11 protein-coding genes and 2 tRNA genes are annotated in these 17,027 nt (G+C 64.5%); 5 read left to right on the top strand and 8 right to left on the bottom strand.

The window, feature by feature from the left end:
• The first annotated feature begins 40 nt into the window (after positions 1 to 40).
• Positions 41 to 751 carry a VIT1/CCC1 transporter family protein gene (locus tag B9A11_RS14560; protein ID WP_083499853.1) on the top strand — a complete coding sequence of 237 codons (711 nt, stop codon included), beginning with the start codon at positions 41 to 43 and terminating at the stop codon, positions 749 to 751.
• Here the strand turns inward: B9A11_RS14560 and B9A11_RS14555 are convergent.
• A complete protein-coding gene (locus B9A11_RS14555; RefSeq protein WP_058247331.1) occupies positions 748 to 1,914 on the bottom strand; it encodes an FAD-dependent oxidoreductase in 1,167 nt (388 codons plus the stop codon). The two genes, B9A11_RS14560 and B9A11_RS14555, sit on opposite strands and share 4 nt — an antisense overlap.
• Positions 1,915 to 1,921: 7 nt before the next feature.
• The gene (locus tag B9A11_RS14550; RefSeq protein WP_058247332.1) at positions 1,922 to 2,329 is read right to left on the bottom strand and encodes a group III truncated hemoglobin; all 408 of its coding nucleotides are present in this window, start codon (positions 2,327 to 2,329) and stop codon (positions 1,922 to 1,924) included.
• A 240-nt stretch (positions 2,330 to 2,569) separates the two neighbouring features.
• On the opposite strand from B9A11_RS14550, the gene ileS reads away from it, so the two are divergent.
• Together ileS and B9A11_RS14540 are read left to right on the top strand one after the other, a co-directional pair.
• Entirely contained in the window at positions 2,570 to 5,578 is a 3,009-nt protein-coding gene (gene ileS, locus B9A11_RS14545; protein WP_058247333.1) for an isoleucine--tRNA ligase, read from the top strand.
• Between the two features lie 229 nt (positions 5,579 to 5,807).
• On the top strand, positions 5,808 to 7,382 hold the full coding sequence (locus B9A11_RS14540; RefSeq protein WP_058247334.1) for a calcium-binding protein: 1,575 nt from the start codon (positions 5,808 to 5,810) through the stop codon (positions 7,380 to 7,382).
• Between the two features lie 118 nt (positions 7,383 to 7,500).
• Here the strand turns inward: B9A11_RS14540 and B9A11_RS14535 are convergent.
• The 3 genes from B9A11_RS14535 to recJ form a co-directional block, all read right to left on the bottom strand.
• Positions 7,501 to 7,575, bottom strand: a tRNA-Glu gene (locus B9A11_RS14535).
• Between the two features lie 36 nt (positions 7,576 to 7,611).
• Positions 7,612 to 7,686: transfer RNA gene (locus B9A11_RS14530), tRNA-Glu, on the bottom strand.
• 146 nt (positions 7,687 to 7,832) lie between these two features.
• A complete protein-coding gene (recJ, locus tag B9A11_RS14525; RefSeq protein WP_058247335.1) occupies positions 7,833 to 9,581 on the bottom strand; it encodes a single-stranded-DNA-specific exonuclease RecJ in 1,749 nt (582 codons plus the stop codon).
• 109 nt (positions 9,582 to 9,690) lie between these two features.
• On the opposite strand from recJ, the gene B9A11_RS14520 reads away from it, so the two are divergent.
• On the top strand, positions 9,691 to 9,888 hold the full coding sequence (locus tag B9A11_RS14520) for a SlyX family protein (RefSeq protein ID WP_058247336.1): 198 nt from the start codon (positions 9,691 to 9,693) through the stop codon (positions 9,886 to 9,888).
• Between the two features lie 19 nt (positions 9,889 to 9,907).
• Here the strand turns inward: B9A11_RS14520 and B9A11_RS14515 are convergent, their stop codons facing one another.
• The 3 genes from B9A11_RS14515 to B9A11_RS14505 all read right to left on the bottom strand — a co-directional run bounded on the left by B9A11_RS14515 (position 9,908) and on the right by B9A11_RS14505 (position 16,121).
• On the bottom strand, positions 9,908 to 10,972 hold the full coding sequence (locus B9A11_RS14515; protein WP_143595891.1) for a hypothetical protein: 1,065 nt from the start codon (positions 10,970 to 10,972) through the stop codon (positions 9,908 to 9,910).
• Positions 10,973 to 11,066: 94 nt separating this feature from the next.
• Positions 11,067 to 14,567 carry a DNA polymerase III subunit alpha gene (gene dnaE, locus B9A11_RS14510; protein WP_058247338.1) on the bottom strand — a complete coding sequence of 1,167 codons (3,501 nt, stop codon included), beginning with the start codon at positions 14,565 to 14,567 and terminating at the stop codon, positions 11,067 to 11,069.
• A 60-nt stretch (positions 14,568 to 14,627) separates the two neighbouring features.
• Positions 14,628 to 16,121 (bottom strand): MDR family MFS transporter, encoded by a 1,494-nt coding sequence (locus B9A11_RS14505; protein ID WP_058247339.1) that lies wholly within the window; start codon positions 16,119 to 16,121, stop codon positions 14,628 to 14,630.
• Between the two features lie 153 nt (positions 16,122 to 16,274).
• Here B9A11_RS14505 and B9A11_RS14500 point away from each other — a divergent pair, with 153 nt between their 5' ends.
• Positions 16,275 to 16,862, top strand: coding sequence for a MarR family winged helix-turn-helix transcriptional regulator (locus B9A11_RS14500; RefSeq protein ID WP_058247340.1), 588 nt, complete (start codon positions 16,275 to 16,277; stop codon positions 16,860 to 16,862).
• Positions 16,863 to 17,027: the final 165 nt, after the last annotated feature.

Here is a 17,027-nt window from a genome sequence, read left to right as displayed (position 1 = left end):
CCAGCGCGCTAAGCTGCGCCCAAAAGGACACCTCATGGACCTGCCCGAACACGGCCACAGCCAAGCCGAGATCGACGCCCGCCTGTCCGCCCCGCGCGGGCGCGGCAATCTGGGGGATGCTGTCTATGGCGCGATTGACGGCTCTGTCACCACCTTTGCCATCGTGGCGGGGGTCGCAGGCGCAGGGCTGCCGCCCATGATCATTGTCGCTTTGGGCGTGGCGAACGTGCTGTCGGACGGCTTCTCCATGGCCGCCGGGAACTATTCGGCCACCAAGGCCGAGCTGGACGACACCCGCCGCCTGCGCGCCGTCGAAGAGCGCCACATCCGGCTGGACCCCGAGGGCGAGCGCCGCGAGTTGCGCGCCATCCTGTCGCAAAAAGGGCTGTCGGGCGAGACCTTGGACAGCGCCGTCGACCAGATCGCCAGCCACCGCGCAACGTGGATCGACACCATGCTCGAAGGCGAATACGGCATCGGCAGCGTCGACCCTCACCCTTTGCGCGCCGCGCTGGTGACCTTTGCGGCGTTCTTGCTGGCGGGGATCGTGCCCTTGATCCCGTTCCTGCTGAGCCTCGGGCAGTCGTTCCTGATCTCGTCGGTGCTGACGCTGACGACCTTCTTTGCCATCGGCACGGCCAAAAGCCTGTGGTCGCTCAGCCCTTGGTGGCGGTCGGGCTTGGAAACGCTGGCCATCGGCGGCACGGCGGCGGGCATCGCCTATTGGGCGGGCACCCTCTTTAACGTCTAAAGCGACCCGCTGGGCGGCAAGAGATCGCCGCAGACCAGCCGCGTCAGGATGCTCGGCACCGGGGGAATGCGCGAGGCGGGGAACAGCACACGGTCGCGCAAATTCGGCAAGACCCGGCTATCCGATTGATATTGCGGGGTGAACAGCGCGCTCATGATCTGATAGGCGCGCACGTGCCAGCGCCGCGCCTGCGCGTACCACCGCAGGGCCAGCGCCACGTCGCCGCGCGCCTGCTCCAGCGCCCGCACCAGCGCATGGGCATCCAGCAGCGCCATATTCGCCCCCTGCCCCAGCTGCGGGCTGGCGCGGTGCGCCGCGTCCCCGATATAGGCGATCCCATCGCCATAGGGCCGCCGCAGGGTGCCATGGGTGTAGCGCGCCATCTGCATCTGAGCGGGGTCCGTGATCTGCGCCGCAAAGGGGGCAAAGGCAGGCCACAGGGCCATCGCTTCGTCCCGCCACGCGTCCAAGCCCTTGGCCTGCCACGCCCCCATCCCATCGCTGGGCAGAGAGTAAAACACCGCCGCCTTGCGCCCGCTTTGCCCGACCACTTCGCCGATGGGCAGCACGCCCAGCATCCGGTCGGCGCGGCGGTAGGCTTGGCGCAGTTCATCGCGGGGCAGGTCCGTCTCGGGCCAGTCCACCGTCGCCCACAGCGCGCCATAGCCCAAGGGCCGCGAACGCAAAGGCGACAGCACGGACCCCGCCCCGCTGGCGTCGATCACCAGATCAAAGGGGCCATAAGACGCCTCGCCCACATGCAAACGCCCGTCAAAGCCGGTCACCCGCTGGCCGGCCTCGATCTGCACACCTGCCGCAAGGGCCGCGTCGAACAGCGCCTGAAACAAGGCCGAGCGGTGGATCGCAAGGCCAAAGCGCCCGCCCGGCGCGTCATAGCTGACGTCCAGCACGGGGCGGCCACGGGCGACCTCGTGGCCCAGCATCCGGGTGATGCGATTGCCGCGCGCAAGGGCGCTGTCCTCGGCCGCCAAGGCGCGCAAGACCTCTAGGCCGACGGGCTGCACCACGAGGCCAGAGCCCACCGGCGCAGGCGCTTCGAACTGGTCGAAAATCCGCACACGGTGCCCGGCCCGCGCCAGCCCCGTGGCCACCGCCAGCCCGCCGATGCCGGCGCCTGCGATCGCAATGTCCAACACGCTCATCGGCCCGTCACCGCAGGATCGGCACGCCGCCGGGGCCTTTGGCTTGGTCCACGACGCCCGCGCGGACCGTGCGCCCGATGCGATGGGCCAAGGCCGACCACGCCTGCGCCTGCTGAGGCGTCACCTCGCGCGCCAGCACGTGATCGAACAGCGCCAGCCAGGTGTCGAACATGCCGGGGCGCACGTTGCCCGCGCGGCGGTGAACCTCGACCGGATTGCCGTCATAGCTGCGCTCATGCAGGATCGCGTTGGCCCAGAAATCGGTGACCTTGGCCTCGTGCGAGGGCCAGTCGTCCACATGCGCCGCGAACACCGGCCCCAGCCCCGGATGCCCGCGGATACGCTCGTAAAACACCGCCACCACGCGGGCGATGTCTTGGCGGGAAATCTCGAAACGGGGGGGCAGTTGGGTCATGGCGGGTTCTCCTGCCCAAGCCCTAACACGCACCGCCCCCACAGCGCCAGCAGGCCGCATGTCGCGCCTCTGGACGCGAGGCTTTGGCGCGCCTATAAGGCCCCTATGATGTGCCATTTCGCGATCATCATTCGAATTACATGCCCGGCGCTCTGACGATACGAGCCGCCGGGACAAGGCGTATGGAACACCGCGCCGCACCTCATCCCTGACATTGATAGACCTTCAAGGACACATCCCATGTGCGCCGATACGCCTGACACGACCAAACCCGACTACAAAGACACCCTTTGCCTGCCCAAAACCGACTTTCCCATGCGCGCGGGCCTGCCGAAACGCGAACCCGGCTGGCTGGACCGCTGGGCCAAGATCGGCGTCTACGACCGCCTGCGCGAAAAAGAGGGGCGCGAGCCCTTTATCCTGCATGACGGCCCTCCTTACGCCAACGGTCACCTGCACATCGGCCACGCGCTGAACAAGGTCCTCAAGGACTTTATCGTGCGCTCGCAGCAGATGCTGGGGCGCGATGCGCGCTATGTGCCGGGCTGGGATTGCCACGGTCTGCCCATCGAATGGAAGATCGAGGAAAAGTACCGCGAGAAAGGCCAGAACAAGGACGACGTGCCGGTCATCGACTTCCGTCAGGAATGCCGCAAGTTCGCCGAGGGCTGGATCGACGTGCAGCGCGAGGAATTCAAGCGTCTGGGCGTGACCGGCAATTGGGCCGATCCCTACCTGACCATGAACTACCACGCCGAAGCGGTCATCGCTGACGAATTCATGAAGTTCCTGATGAACGGCACCCTGTATCAGGGTTCCAAGCCGGTCATGTGGTCCCCCGTTGAGGAAACCGCGCTGGCCGAGGCCGAGGTCGAGTACCACGACAAGGAAAGCTTTACCATCTGGGTGAAGTTCAAGGTACTGGGCTATGATGACAGCTTGTCGCTGCGCGATGAAGCCTTCGACGTCAACGATAGCCAAAAAGATCGGGCCGCTCAGGCTGCAGTTAACAAACTGGCCGGTGCATATGTCGTGATCTGGACGACGACCCCGTGGACTATCCCGTCCAACAAAGCAGTCGTTTATGGCGCGGACTTTGATTACGGTCTCTACGAGGTCTTGGACACTCCGGACGAATGTTGGCTGAAGAAAGGCGAACGGTACATCCTCGCTGACAAACTGGCAGAGCAAACCTTTTCAAAAGCTAGACTTTCTGAGGAGCAATGGGTGCGTGTCGATAGCGTAAGTGCCGACGAGCTTTCGGTTCAGACGCTACTCCACCCGCTCGCCGGGGCCGAAGGCGGCAATGGCGAATGGGACGACCCGCGCGATTTCCGCGCCGCGCCTTTCGTGACCGACGAGGAAGGCACCGGTTTCGTGCACTGCGCCCCCTCGCACGGCATGGAGGAATTCGAGCTTTACCGCGATCAGGGGATGCTCGAACAGGTCATCACCTACAACGTGATGGACGACGGGTCTTTCCGCGAGGACCTGCCCTTCTTTGGCGGCAAACGCATCCTGCGCAACAAGCCCAAGAAAGGCGACTGGGAAGGCGACGCCAACGCCGCCGTGATGGCCAAGCTGATCGAGGTCGGCGGGCTGCTGGCGCGTGGCAAGATCAAGCACTCTTACCCGCATTCGTGGCGCTCCAAAGCCCCCGTTATCTTCCGCAACACGCCGCAGTGGTTCGCTTCGGTGGATCGCAAGCTGGACGATGGCATGGGCACCTACGGCGACACCATCCGCGAACGCGCCCTGCGGTCCATCGACGAGCTGGTCAAATGGACGCCGCAGACCGGGCGCAACCGGCTGCACTCGATGATCGAGGCGCGCCCGGACTGGGTTCTGTCGCGCCAGCGCGCCTGGGGTGTGCCGCTGACCTGCTTTACCAAAAAGGGCGCTCTGCCCACCGACCCCGACTTCCTGCTGCGCGACGAAGGCGTCAACGCCCGCATCAAAGAGGAATTCGAGGCCAAGGGCGCGGACGTCTGGTACGAGGACGGCTTCAAGGAACGCGTGCTGGGCAACGTGGTCGACGCCGATGCCTATGAGCAGGTGTTCGACGTGCTCGACGTGTGGTTCGACAGTGGCTCGACCCACGCCTTTGTGCTGCGCGACCGCGAGGACGGCGCGGCGGACGGCATCGCTGACCTCTACCTCGAAGGCACCGACCAGCACCGCGGGTGGTTCCACTCGTCCCTGCTTCAGGCCTGCGGCACCAAGGGCCGCGCGCCTTACAAAGGCGTGCTGACCCACGGCTTTACGCTGGACGAAAAGGGCATGAAGATGTCCAAGTCGCTCGGCAACACCGTGGCCCCGGACGAGGTCTGCAAGCAGTACGGCGCGGACATCCTGCGTCTGTGGGTGGCGCAGTCCGACTACACCACCGACCTGCGCATCGGGCCGGAAATCCTCAAGGGGGTGGCCGACAGCTATCGCCGCCTGCGCAACACCATGCGTTACCTGCTTGGCGCGGTTTCGCATTATGACGACAGCCAGCGGGTGGAACCGGCGGATATGCCGGAACTGGAACGCTACATCCTGCACCGCCTTGCGGAACTGGATCACGTGGTCACCAAGGGCTATTCCGAGTACGACTTCCAGGGCGTCTTCCAGCAGGTGTTCAACTTCTGCACGCTGGACCTGTCGGCATTTTACTTCGACATCCGCAAGGACGCGCTGTATTGCGATGGCGACACGCCGCGCCGCCGGGCTGCGCGCACGGTCATGGATATCCTCTTCCACCGCCTGACCACCTGGCTCGCCCCGATCCTTGTGTTCACCATGGAAGAGGTCTGGCTGGAGCGTTTCCCGGGTGACGATAGCTCGGTGCACCTGACCGACATCCCGCAGACGCCCAAGGATTGGCTCGACGAGCCGCTGGCCGCCAAATGGGGTCAGGTCCGCCGCGCCCGCCGCGCCGTGACTGCCGCGCTCGAAGTGCAGCGCACCGACAAGGTGATCGGTGCCTCGCTCGAAGCGGCCCCGGTGGTGCACGTGCGCGATGCGGCCATGCTCGAGGCGCTGAAATCCACCACGTTCGAGGACATCTGCATCACCTCTGACGTGTCCCTGACCGCCGACCCGATCCCGGAAACCGCCTTCCGGATGCCGGAAATCGAAGGCGTGGGCGTGGTGTTCGAAAAGGCCGAGGGCGACAAGTGCCAACGCTGCTGGAAGATCCTGCCGGACGTGGGCACCCACAGCCACGCAGGCACCTGCAAGCGCTGCAACGACGCCCTGGGCTAAGCCAAACTACGGCCACAGTGAAAAAACCAGACGGCGCGCCCCCGTGGTGCGCCGTTTTACGTGTGTGGCCGCGCACAGCTAAACCATAGGTTAGTCGCGTTGCAAAGCGCCCCTGCGGCCCCTAGCATTGCCGTGTAAGCACGTAGCCCACCTTCGTTAACGATCCCAATCCGAGTGTCATTCCAAAGGGCTGCGCCAAATCACTTTTCGCGCAGGGGAGAAGACCCGAATGACCACCCATATCCTCCAAGGTTTTTACTACAATTTCGACGCCGCCGACGTCGCCGAAGAGTTTTCCTCCGCCACGCTGGAACTAATTCTGAACGACTCCGTCACCTCGATTTCCTACACCTATGACAACACCCCCGATCCCGCCTACCCGACCACGACGCTGATCGACGGGCTGGGCACCGACGTCTATGGCTTTAGCGTCAACGGCGGCGAGATGTTCTCGCCGGACAATGATTCCTACTTTGTCGAACTCAGCTGGGATGACGCTGGCGGCAACCCGCAGACCACGACCATGCTGCTGATGGATCTGGTTGCCCCCGACCTGGGCGAGTTCGCCTTTTACATCGCCGGCACGCCCCTGCCCGCGATGACCACGCTGGCGGAGTTTGAAGCCTTTAACGACAACCAGATCACCGGCCTGTCGGATGTGCCCAGCGGCACCACCTATGCCGCGGGCGAGACGATCCCGCTGGCGGCGATCGGATTCACCTCCAGCACCGAGAACGACACGATCCAAGGCTCTGCCGAGAACGATTCCATCGACGCGGGCGACGGCCAAGACCTCGTCTCGGGCGAAGAAGGCAACGACACCCTGCTGGGCGGCGACAGCCAGGACACGCTGGACGGCGGCATTGGCAATGACTCTCTGCTGGGCGAGCTGGGCAACGATGTACTGAGCGGCGGCGCAGGGCGCGATACGCTGGATGGCGGCGCCTCTGCCGATGATCTGTCCGGCGGCGCGGGCACCGACTTCTTGATCGGCGGCTACGGCGACGACACGCTGGACGGCGGCGACGACATCGACTTTGCCGATTACACCGGCTTTGGCGGCACCATCACCGTCAGCCTTGCCACCACGGCGGCGCAGGCGACCGGCGCGTCCGGCACCGACGTCCTGAGCAATATCGAGAACCTGATCGGCGGCGATTACAACGACCGCTTCACCGGCTCGACCGGCGACAACCTGCTGGACATGGGCGCAGGGTCCGACCGCGCGTTCGGCCTTGGCGGCGATGACACGCTGTTCGGCGGGCTGGGCAACGACAACCTTCAGGGCGGCTCTGGCGAGGACTCGCTTGACGGTGGCGCGGGGATCGACGTGCTGCTGGGCGGCGCGGGCAACGACTATCTCAACGGCGACGAGGGCAACGACCAGCTGCGCGGCGGCGATGGCATGGACATCTTGATCGGCGGCATCGGGCGTGACGTGCTGATCGGCGGCGACTACGTGGCCCTCGGCTTTCCCGGCGATGGCGCGACGGATGTGTTCGTCTTTACCGACGTGTCCGAAAGCTCCCCCGGTGGGGCGACCCGCGACATCATCCGCGACTTTGAGGACGGGATTGACCTGATCAACCTGGCGCTCATCGACGCGGATATGAACACCGGTGACGAGGACGCCTTTACCTTTATCGGGACGTCGCGGTTCAGCGGCACCGCGGGCGAGCTGCGCTACTTCAACACCGGCGCAAGCACGGTTGTGCGCGGCGATGTGGATGGGGACGGCACCGCCGATCTGGACATCTTCCTGAACGGGGTGATCGCGCTGGATGCGTCCGATTTCATGCTGTGACGACACTGTACATGGCACAGCCCCCTGTCTGCGGACGGGGGGCTTTTTCATGCCTGAGCGCAGGCAAAAACAGCGCCAAGCGCCTGAAACGTCTTAGATTTTCGCAGGGGGGGGGAAGTGGCAGCCCGTAGGGGAATCGAACCCCTCTTTCCAGGTTGAAAACCTGGCGTCCTAACCGATAGACGAACGGGCCACACAGCGGCGTTTCCACCGAGGTAGCAAGCGAGAGTGGCAGCCCGTAGGGGAATCGAACCCCTCTTTCCAGGTTGAAAACCTGGCGTCCTAACCGATAGACGAACGGGCCATCTCTCTTGCGTGAGGCGGTTTCTATGCAAAGCCTTGCCCGCGTGCAAGTGATTTCTTGGCTCAAACGCAGAAATTATTACCGAAATCTGATACAGGCCAAAGGCGCGAAAAACTCACGCCTTTTCATACACATAGACCGCGACTTTAATCACCCTGCGCGGGTGCGGCATCCTCCAGACGCAATTGTGCGGTTTTGCGGCCACCCCATTCGTTGATATCCAGCCGCCCCGCCAGATGGAATCGCGCGCCGCCGTGGTTCACCAAGGCCTGCCCCATCGGCCCGTCAAACGCGCCAAAGCAGATGCCCTCCAGCCGCTTGCCCAGACCGTCGTCGCAGCTGATCTTGAGATGGCCGCTGCCGACCTGCTTGGCAAAGGCGATGCGCGCGTCGGCAATGGCAAAGCGCGGCCCCGGCGCGCCCTGCCCGTATGGCCCCGCGCGTTCGAGCTGTTCGACCAACTCGACGCTGGCGGCCCCCGGCATCAGCATCCCGTCGACGCGCAGATCCGCAGGCCCGCCCTGCCCCGCGCCTTGCTTTTCGAGCAGCGCGCTCAGCCGTTCCATCGCCGCGTCGAGCTGATCCTTGGCCACGGTCAGACCCGCCGCCATGCGGTGCCCGCCACCCTTGATCAGCAAGCCTTCGGCGGCCAAGCGCTGGATCGCCGCGCCCAGATCGACGCCGTTCACCGAGCGGCCAGAGCCTTTGCCCTCGTCGCCATCCAGTCCGATCACGATCGCCGGACGGTTGGTTTGCTCTTTCAGGCGCGAGGCGACGATCCCCACCACGCCGGGGTGCCAGCCTTCGCCCGCCGCCCAGACCAGCGGCGCGTCCAGCCCGCGCTCTTCGGCCTGCGCAAGGGCGGCGGCGCGCACGGCGGCCTCGATCTCTCGGCGTTCGGTATTGAGCATGTCCAGACGCTCGGCCATGGCCTGCGCCTCGTGCGGGTTGTCACAGGACAGCAGCCGCGCCCCAAGGTCCGCCTGCCCGATGCGCCCGCCCGCGTTGACGCGCGGCCCCAGCACGTAGCCAAGGTGATAGGCGGCAGGCGCGCTTTCCAGCCGCGCCACGTCGGACAAGGCGACCAAACCGGGGCGGGCGCGCCGCCCCATGACCTTCAGCCCCTGCTGCACCAGCGCGCGGTTCACCCCCTTCAAGGGGGCCACATCCGCCACCGTCGCCAGGGCCACGAGGTCAAGCATTGCCATCAAATCAGGGCCTTGCGCACCGTCAGCTCGCATTTGCCGCCCCGCCTCGACCAGCATCAGGAACACCACGGCGGCGGCACACAGATGCGCCAGCGCGCCGTCTTCGTCCTGCCGGTTGGGGTTCACCACGGCCACGCAGTCGGGCAAGGTTTCGCCCCCAAGGTGGTGGTCCAGCACCACCACATCCGCCCCCTTGGCGGCAGCAATCGGCCCGTGCGACAGCGTCCCGCAATCGACGCAAACGATCAGATCGTGGTCGCGCGCCAACTGGGCCATGGCTTCGTCGTTGGGGCCATAGCCTTCGTCGATGCGGTCCGGCACGTACAGCGTCGCGCGCAGGCCCATCTGCCGCAGCCAGTCGATCAGCAGCGCCGCCGAGGTGCCGCCATCCACGTCGTAATCGGCAAAGACCGCGATCCGCTCGCGCCGTTTGACGGCTTGCAAAAAGCGCCCCGCCGCAACCTCCATATCCTTGAGCGACCGAGGGTCCGGCAGCAGGTCGCGCAGCTTGGGTTCAAGGTACTCGGCCGCCTCTTCGGCAGGCACGCCCAGCCGCGCCAACACGCCGCACAAGGCGCGCGGCAGCTGCGTCAGCTGCACCATGGCTTCGGCGTGGCGTTCCTGTTCGACGCTTGGCCCCACCCAGCGCCGCCCGGTCAGGCTGTGTTCGACACCCAAATAGGCCATGTCCCCTCCTTCGAGTCGCTCGCGCCCGACATAGCGGGTTGCCGCCCGCTCTACCACCCGGCGCGCAAAGCGGTTAGGATGCGGGCAAAGCATCAACGCAAGGCGCATCATGACCACCTCGCTCGAAGAACGCATGGCCCACCTGATCCGGGCCGTGGACGATCTGTCCGAAACCGTCGCCCGTCAGGACAAGGAAATCGCCCGCCTCACGGGCCGGGTCGAGATGCTGATGATGCGCGAGGCCGAGCGCGAAGCCAACAGCCCCGGCAGCGTCTACATGGGCGACGAGCGCCCGCCGCATTACTGACGGCAGGGCGCGCGGCGGCTTACTGCTTCATGTCGACGGCGACGACTTCGCCATCGTGCAGCAGCATGTTCTTCCAGCGCGGGTTGCTGTCGAACCTCTCGTAAACGCTGACAAAAACCGTATCGCGCGCCAGACGCGACATGGCCGAGCCGCAGGGCTTGCCCTTGCCCACCTTACAGACGCGCGACTTGACCTGCTCATAGGCGCGATCGGTGTCGGACTTGGGCTGGGTGTTTCCGGCGGGGCCGTAGTTGATCTGCTCGTAGCTCTCGGGCGAGCCGAACATGACCAGCGCGGCGGTAAAGACGCGGGCGCAATTGTCGTCAAAACCCGTCAGGTAAAAGTTGTGCGGCGCGGTACTGCCGGGGGCGCTGTCATAGAGCGTATACTGGCTGCCGCGTTCGGGGTAGCCGCCGATCTTGCGGCCCAGCTTGCCGCGCGGGGCGTCGCACACGCGGGCGAGCGCGCCATAGGGCAGACGGTCGCCCAGCGCCACCTGCTGATAGTCCGGCGCGCCGGGTTTGGGGCCTTTGGCGGTTTTGGCGGCTTTGGGCGCGGAGGTGCCACCCGCGCGATCGGTGTCGCCGCTGTTCAGGATGCGGCTGAACAGCCCCCCGGATTTCTGTTTGGGCTTGGGCGCGGTCTGGGGTTCTGGCGGGGCCATAGCGGCCAGTTGCACCTCGGGCTGAGGCTCGGGCGCGGCTTTGGGTTTGGGCGCGCCGCCGTGCAGGATCTTGCTGAACAACCCGCGCTTGGGGGTATCGAGCACGGTCTCATTCGCGGCGGTTTCCTCGGGGGCCTCGTCGGCCTCTGCCAAGGCCGCCTCGGCCAACGTCGTGACATCCTGCGCCGGGGCTGCCTCTGCCTCGTCGGCCTTGCGTTTCAGAAAACCGAACAGCCCGCTCTTGGGGGCCTCTTCAGCCCTCAGAGCCGCAGCGGGAGCTTCTTCTTCGGGCGCGACGATATCTGCCTGCCCCGCCCCCTCGGACAGCTCAACCTGCTGTAAATTCGGCACTTTTTTTAGCGGATCGGAACAGCCCGCAAGGCTGATCGCCACCATCACTGCAATCGTTGCGCGCCCCATACGCCCCCCATATGTCCGCCCGTTTCGCACGGGTCTATCCTGCCACGGCCCGGCCCGTCCAGCCAAAGCCCGCCTGATCAGCGGCCCTCCGCCGTCAGAAATCCTCGACCTGCAAGACGCCGTCCAGCGATTTCACCGCGCCCTTGATCTCTGGCGAGACCGGGAACAGCTGCTGCAAGTCCATCTCAACTTCGCCCGGCAAGCCATGGTCGGTCAACAAAAGATGTACCGGCCCGCGCGGCGCCTTTGGCATCTGCTCACGCGCGCGGCCCAGAACGGTGGCGATATGCGGCAAGGCCATGGCGTTATCGACGTAGATGCGCATCCCGGCAGGCCCGCCGCCCGAGGCAATCGCATCGACCGGCGCGACGGATCGGCCAAGCAATTTCAGCTGATCGCTTTCCATGGTCGCCTCGACGGTGACCACCACCTTGGACCCGGTTTCGAGATGTTCGCGTGACTTTTCAAGCGCTTCCGAGAACAGCGTGACCTCATACGCGCCGGTCGGGTCGGACAGCTGGGCAAAGGCAAAGCGGTTGCCGCGCGCTGATTTCCGTTCCTGGCGGCCCGCCACGACGCCCGCCAGCTTGGCGATGCAGGGGCCGCGTTCGGCCTTGGCGGTGACCTCATCCAGGGTGCTGACGTCCTGGCGTTTCAGCGCGGGCATGTAGTCGTCCAGCGGGTGGCCGGACAGGTAAAACCCCACGGCCTTGAATTCTTCGGCGAGGCGTTCGGCGGGCAGCCAGTCGGGCACCGGAGACATGCGCGGTTCGGGCAAATCCTCGCCCGCTTCGCCGAACAGCGACACCTGCGCGCTGGCCTTTTGTTCCTGGATCGCCGCCGAATAGGCGACCAGCGCGTCGAGGCTGTCGAACACCCGGCGGCGGTTGCTGTCGAGCACGTCAAACGCCCCGGCGCGCGCCATCATTTCCAGCGGGCGCTTGCCCACACGTTTCAGATCGACGCGCCGCGCGAGGTCGAACAGCGTGGCAAAGGGGCGGTCGCCACGCCCTTCGACGATCATTTTCATCGCCTCGACGCCGACGTTCTTGAGCGCGCCAAGGGCGTAAACCAACTCTCCGTTTACAACATCGAATGTGGCAAGTGAGCGGTTCACACAAGGCGGTACCCACGGCAGTTTCAGCCCCTTGCGCACCTCTTCGAAGTAGACCGCCAGCTTGTCGGTCAGGTGAATATCGCAGTTCATGACGCCCGCCATGAACTCAACCGGGTGGTTCGCCTTGAGCCAGCCGGTCTGGTAGGACACCACCGCATAGGCCGCCGCGTGCGATTTGTTAAAGCCGTAGTTGGCGAATTTTTCCAGAAGGTCGAAGACTTCGGATGCCTTTTTCTTATCGACACCGTTTTCTGCCGCGCCTGCCTCGAATTTCGGGCGCTCGGCGTCCATCGCCTCTTTGATCTTTTTACCCATGGCGCGGCGCAGCAGGTCCGCGCCGCCAAGCGTGTAGTTCGCCATCACCTGGGCGATCTGCATCACCTGTTCCTGATAGACGATAATCCCTTGGGTTTCCTCAAGGATATGGTCAATCAGCGGGTGCACCGAAGTGATGGGCTTCAGCCCGTTCTTGACCTCGCAATAGGTCGGAATGTTCTCCATGGGCCCGGGACGATACAGCGCCACAAGGGCAACGATGTCCTCGATGCAGGTGGGCTTCATCCGCTTGAGCGCGTCCATCATCCCCGAGCTTTCCACCTGGAACACGGCGACAGTTTTCGCGGCTGCATAGAGCTTATAGGTCGCCTCGTCGTCCAGCGGGATGGCGTTGATCTGGTTCTCGGCCCCTTCGGCGGGTTGGTACAGCTCGGTGCCGTCGGCGGCGGTGTGCAGATCACGCCCGGATTTGAAAATCAGATCCATGGCGTTCTGGATCACGGTCAGCGTTTTCAGACCCAGAAAGTCGAACTTGACCAGACCGGCCTGTTCAACCCATTTCATGTTGAATTGCGTCGCCGGCATGTCCGAACGCGGATCGCGGTACAGCGGCACCAGCTCATCCGTGGGGCGGTCGGCGATGACCACCCCGGCCGCGTGGGTGCCCGCAGAGCGCAAGAGCCCCTCGACCTGCTGGCCATAGGTCAACAGACGGTCCACGACCTCTTCGTTCTTGGCCTCTTCGGCAAGGCGCGGCTCGTCCCGCAGGGCCTGTTCGATCGACACGGGCTTGACCCCTTCGACCGGAATCATCTTGGACAGGCGGTCGACCTGCCCATAGGGCATTTGCAAAACGCGGCCCATGTCGCGCACCGCCGCCTTGGACAAAAGCGCGCCAAAGGTGATGATCTGCGCCACCCGGTCGTGACCGTATTTGTCCTGCACGTAGCGGATCGTCTCTTCGCGCCGGTCCATGCAAAAGTCGATGTCGAAGTCCGGCATCGACACCCGTTCCGGGTTCAAAAAGCGTTCAAAAAGAAGGCTATAGCGCAAGGGATCAAGGTCGGTGATCGTCAGCGCATAGGCCACGAGACTACCCGCGCCCGACCCCCGCCCCGGCCCAACCGGGATATTGTTGTCCTTGGACCACTGGATAAAATCCGCAACGATCAAGAAGTAGCCGGGAAAGCCCATGCCCTCGATGATCCCCAGCTCGAAATCCAAGCGTTCCTGGTATTTCTCGGGGGTCACCGCGTGGGGGATCACGGCCAGACGCGCCTGCAAGCCTTCGTTCGCCATGCGGCGCAGTTCGGCCACCTCGTCATCGGCAAATTTCGGCAAAATTGGATCGCGCCGATAGGCCATAAAGGCACAGCGCCGCGCAATTTCCACCGTGTTCTCAAGCGCTTCGGGCAGGTCCGCAAACAAGACAGCCATCTCTTGCGGCGTTTTGAGATAGTGCTGCGGGGTCAGGCGACGGCGCGGCTCGGACTGGTCGACATAGGCGCCCTCGGCGATACAGATCATCGCGTCGTGCGCTTCGTACATCTTTTCCTGCGGGAAATAGACGTCGTTGGTCGCCACCAGCGGAATGCCCATGTCATAGGCCATTTCCACAAAAGGCCGCTCGGTCAGTTGTTCGGCCTCGGGCAGGTTGCCCTCTTCCTCGGGGTGGCGCTGTAGCTCGACGTACAGACGATCCTCAAAGATCCGGTGCAGCTGCGTCATCAACTGGGTCGCGGCGGGGCGCTGGCCGTGGCGCAGCAGGCGACCGACGGGGCCGTCGGGGCCACCGGACAGGCAGATCACATCCTCGGAATGTTGCGCGAGTTCGTCCAGCGTCACATGCGCCAGCTCGTTGTCGCGGCGCATATAGAGGCAGGAATTGAGCTTCATCAGATGCTCATAGCCGCGTTCGGTCTGCGCCAGCAGAACCACCGGCGCGGGGGGCTTGGGGCGTTGGCCGGGCGCGGGCTCCTCATAGCGCAGATCGACTTGGCAACCGATGATCGGCTGCACACCCGCACCGCTTGCCCCGACGGAAAATTCCAATGCAGCAAAGAGGTTATTGGTATCCGTCACCGCCACGGCGGGCATCTGCATGTCGGCGCACAGGCCGGGCAGCTTTTTCAGACGGATCGCCCCTTCGAGCAGGGAATATTCGGTGTGAACGCGCAGGTGAATGAATCGAGGATCGGCCATGGCGGCACAGTATCTGGTCGCCTGCGCAGCGACCAGACCAGAGTTTGCGTCAGCCCCGTCTTAGCGCGTCGCCAGCGGCAACTCGCGCAGCAGCAAGGACACCACGCAGGCAATCAGGGCCGCGCTCGCCGCGATCCAGAACACCGGGTGCAGCGCGTCGCTGAACCCCGCGAGGACGATCTTTTGCGTCGCGGCGGGCAAGGCCTGCACCGTCTCGGCCCCGATCGAGGACAGACCGCCAGACGCCCCCGGCAGATGCGCCGATAGGTTGCGCGCCAGCCCGGCGCTGAACACCGCGCCAAAGGCCGCCGTGCCGATGGACCCGCCGATCAGCCGGAACATGTTGGCGCTGGCGGTGCCGACGCCCATCATATGCCCCGGAATGGCGTTCTGAATCGCGGCCACCCCGACCGAGAACACCGGCCCCAGCCCAAGCCCCACAAAGACCATGGACAGCGCGATTTGCCATAGCGGCGTTGCCTCGGAAATCCCGGCGAGCGACAGCATCGCCCCCGCCAGAAGCCCCGTCGACAGGGTCGGCAACAGCTTGTAGCGCCCGGTCTTGGACATCAGCCGCCCCGCGCCCATGGACGCCGTCAGCAGCCCGCCCATCATCGGCACAAGGAACAGGCCCGACGAGGTGGGCGAGACGCCTTTGACGATCTGCAAGAACAGCGGCAGGAAGGTGATCGTGCCGAACATCGCCATGCCCACCATAAAGCCGACAAAGTTCACCACGAGGAAAGTGTTGTTGCGGAACAAGGACATAGGCAGGATCGGCTCGGCCGCGCGGCGCTCTGCCTGGATAAAGCCAAGCAGCGCCATCAGGCCGATCACCAACAGCCCGGACAGCGCGCCTTCGCCCAGTTGGTCGGCGTTGGGGATCAAGACAATCGTCGCCAAAAGGCTCGCCAGCAGGGCCGCGCCCAGATAGTCGATGCGCTGCTTTTCGCGGTTCAGACGCTTGGGCAGGGCCATCCCCAGCACGACAAAGGCAATCGCCCCCACCGGCAGGTTCACAAAGAAGATCCAGTGCCAGCCGATGTTCTGCACGATGAACCCGCCCAGCAGAGGCCCGATCACCGTCGACACGCCAAAGGCCGCGCCCATCAATCCCTGCGCCGCGCCCCGTTCGCGCGCTGGCAGCAGGTCGCCCACGGTCGCCATGGATGTGACGATCAACGCCCCGGCCCCCGCGCCTTGGATCGCGCGGCCAAGGATCACCGCGTTCATGGTTGAGGCCAGCCCGCAGACCACCGCGCCCACCATGAAAATGCCGATGCCCACCTGCAAAACCGCCTTGCGCCCGTACATGTCGCCCAGCTTGCCCGCCACCGGCGCGCCAATGGTCGAGGCCAAAAGGTACGCGGTGATGACCCAGGTGATGTGATCCATCCCGCCAAGGTCCGCCACCATGATCGGCAGCGCGGTCGAGACGATCGTTTGCCCCAGTGAGGCAAACAAAAGCGTTGCAGCAACGGCACCCAAGGTCAGGCGTATCAGCGCGGGGTCTGGCGGCGCCTTGTAAACGGCAGAGGTTTCGGCCAGTGACATGTGTTAACTTCCTTCGCGGCAGGCAAACCTACAGCGCACGCCGTCGCGGGGGATTTGCCGGACGGGGGACGGATTGCAGGTGTCTGTATCTTGCCCTATATATGTGACCAAGACATTTACATGTCAACGGCATGTAATTGAGGAGAGCAGCTTTTGGGTGACCGAGACATTCCGTTAAAGGCCAAGCTGGCGCAGGCCGGGATCGAAGAGGCGACCGCGCAAGCCGCGCTCGACATCGACGCCGTCTTGCAGATCTGGCGGCGCAAGGTGGTCAAGCGCGAGCTGGGGCACCGCGCCTTGGACGAGCTGGGGCTGGACATCGACCTTGCGCAGTTGGACGTGCTTATGGCGGTCTGGGCGCCGGTGAACGAATTTGGCGATGACGCGGGCGAAACGATGGTGTCCACCGTGGCCACCCGTCTGAACATCGATCCCTCGCGCGCCAGCCGGATCACCTCTGAGTTGATCAAAAAGGGCCACCTGCGCCGCGCCGTCAGCCAACAGGACGCCCGCCGCGCCGTGCTGGAAGCCACCGAAAGCGGCACCCGCATCGTCGAGGCAGTGCGCACCTATAAGTTCCTCGTGCTAGGGTCGTACCTGCGCGACTGGACGCCCGAGGAAATCAGCACCTTCCTGCCGCTGCTCGAACGGTTTTCCGCTTGGTCCGAACGCGCCGCCTGCCCCGGCGGACCCGTCAAAGAAGAGGTGGCGCGCCTACGCGATCAATTGTCTGACATTTAAATGTCTGACAATTAAACCCCGCCCCAGAAAATGAGTTGCATTTTAGCAACACGCGCGATTGCCCAAAATCTCGGCAGAAATCGCGCCAGCGCCGCTGCGTTAATCATTTTTCCCTTGCCTTCGCAAAGCCCCCCCGCCTAGCCTGACCCCAAGCATCAAAGACAG

It is taken from the genome of Tropicibacter naphthalenivorans (assembly GCF_900176475.1).
In the GTDB taxonomy this organism is placed as follows: domain Bacteria; phylum Pseudomonadota; class Alphaproteobacteria; order Rhodobacterales; family Rhodobacteraceae; genus Tropicibacter; species Tropicibacter naphthalenivorans.
This window is presented reverse-complemented; position numbering and strand designations above follow the sequence as displayed.

Bases quoted from the DNA above. Each gene is read 5' to 3' on its own strand.
- ileS (WP_058247333.1), top strand. From the start codon at position 2,570: ATGTGCGCCGATACGCCTGACACGACCAAACCCGACTACAAAGACACC.
- B9A11_RS14540 (WP_058247334.1), top strand. From the start codon at position 5,808: ATGACCACCCATATCCTCCAAGGTTTTTACTACAATTTCGACGCCGCC.
- recJ (WP_058247335.1), bottom strand. From the start codon at position 9,581: ATGGCCTATTTGGGTGTCGAACACAGCCTGACCGGGCGGCGCTGGGTG.
- B9A11_RS14505 (WP_058247339.1), bottom strand. From the start codon at position 16,121: ATGTCACTGGCCGAAACCTCTGCCGTTTACAAGGCGCCGCCAGACCCC.
- dnaE (WP_058247338.1), bottom strand. From the start codon at position 14,567: ATGGCCGATCCTCGATTCATTCACCTGCGCGTTCACACCGAATATTCC.
- B9A11_RS14550 (WP_058247332.1), bottom strand. From the start codon at position 2,329: ATGACCCAACTGCCCCCCCGTTTCGAGATTTCCCGCCAAGACATCGCC.
- B9A11_RS14555 (WP_058247331.1), bottom strand. From the start codon at position 1,914: ATGAGCGTGTTGGACATTGCGATCGCAGGCGCCGGCATCGGCGGGCTG.
- B9A11_RS14515 (WP_143595891.1), bottom strand. From the start codon at position 10,972: ATGGGGCGCGCAACGATTGCAGTGATGGTGGCGATCAGCCTTGCGGGC.
- B9A11_RS14520 (WP_058247336.1), top strand. From the start codon at position 9,691: ATGACCACCTCGCTCGAAGAACGCATGGCCCACCTGATCCGGGCCGTG.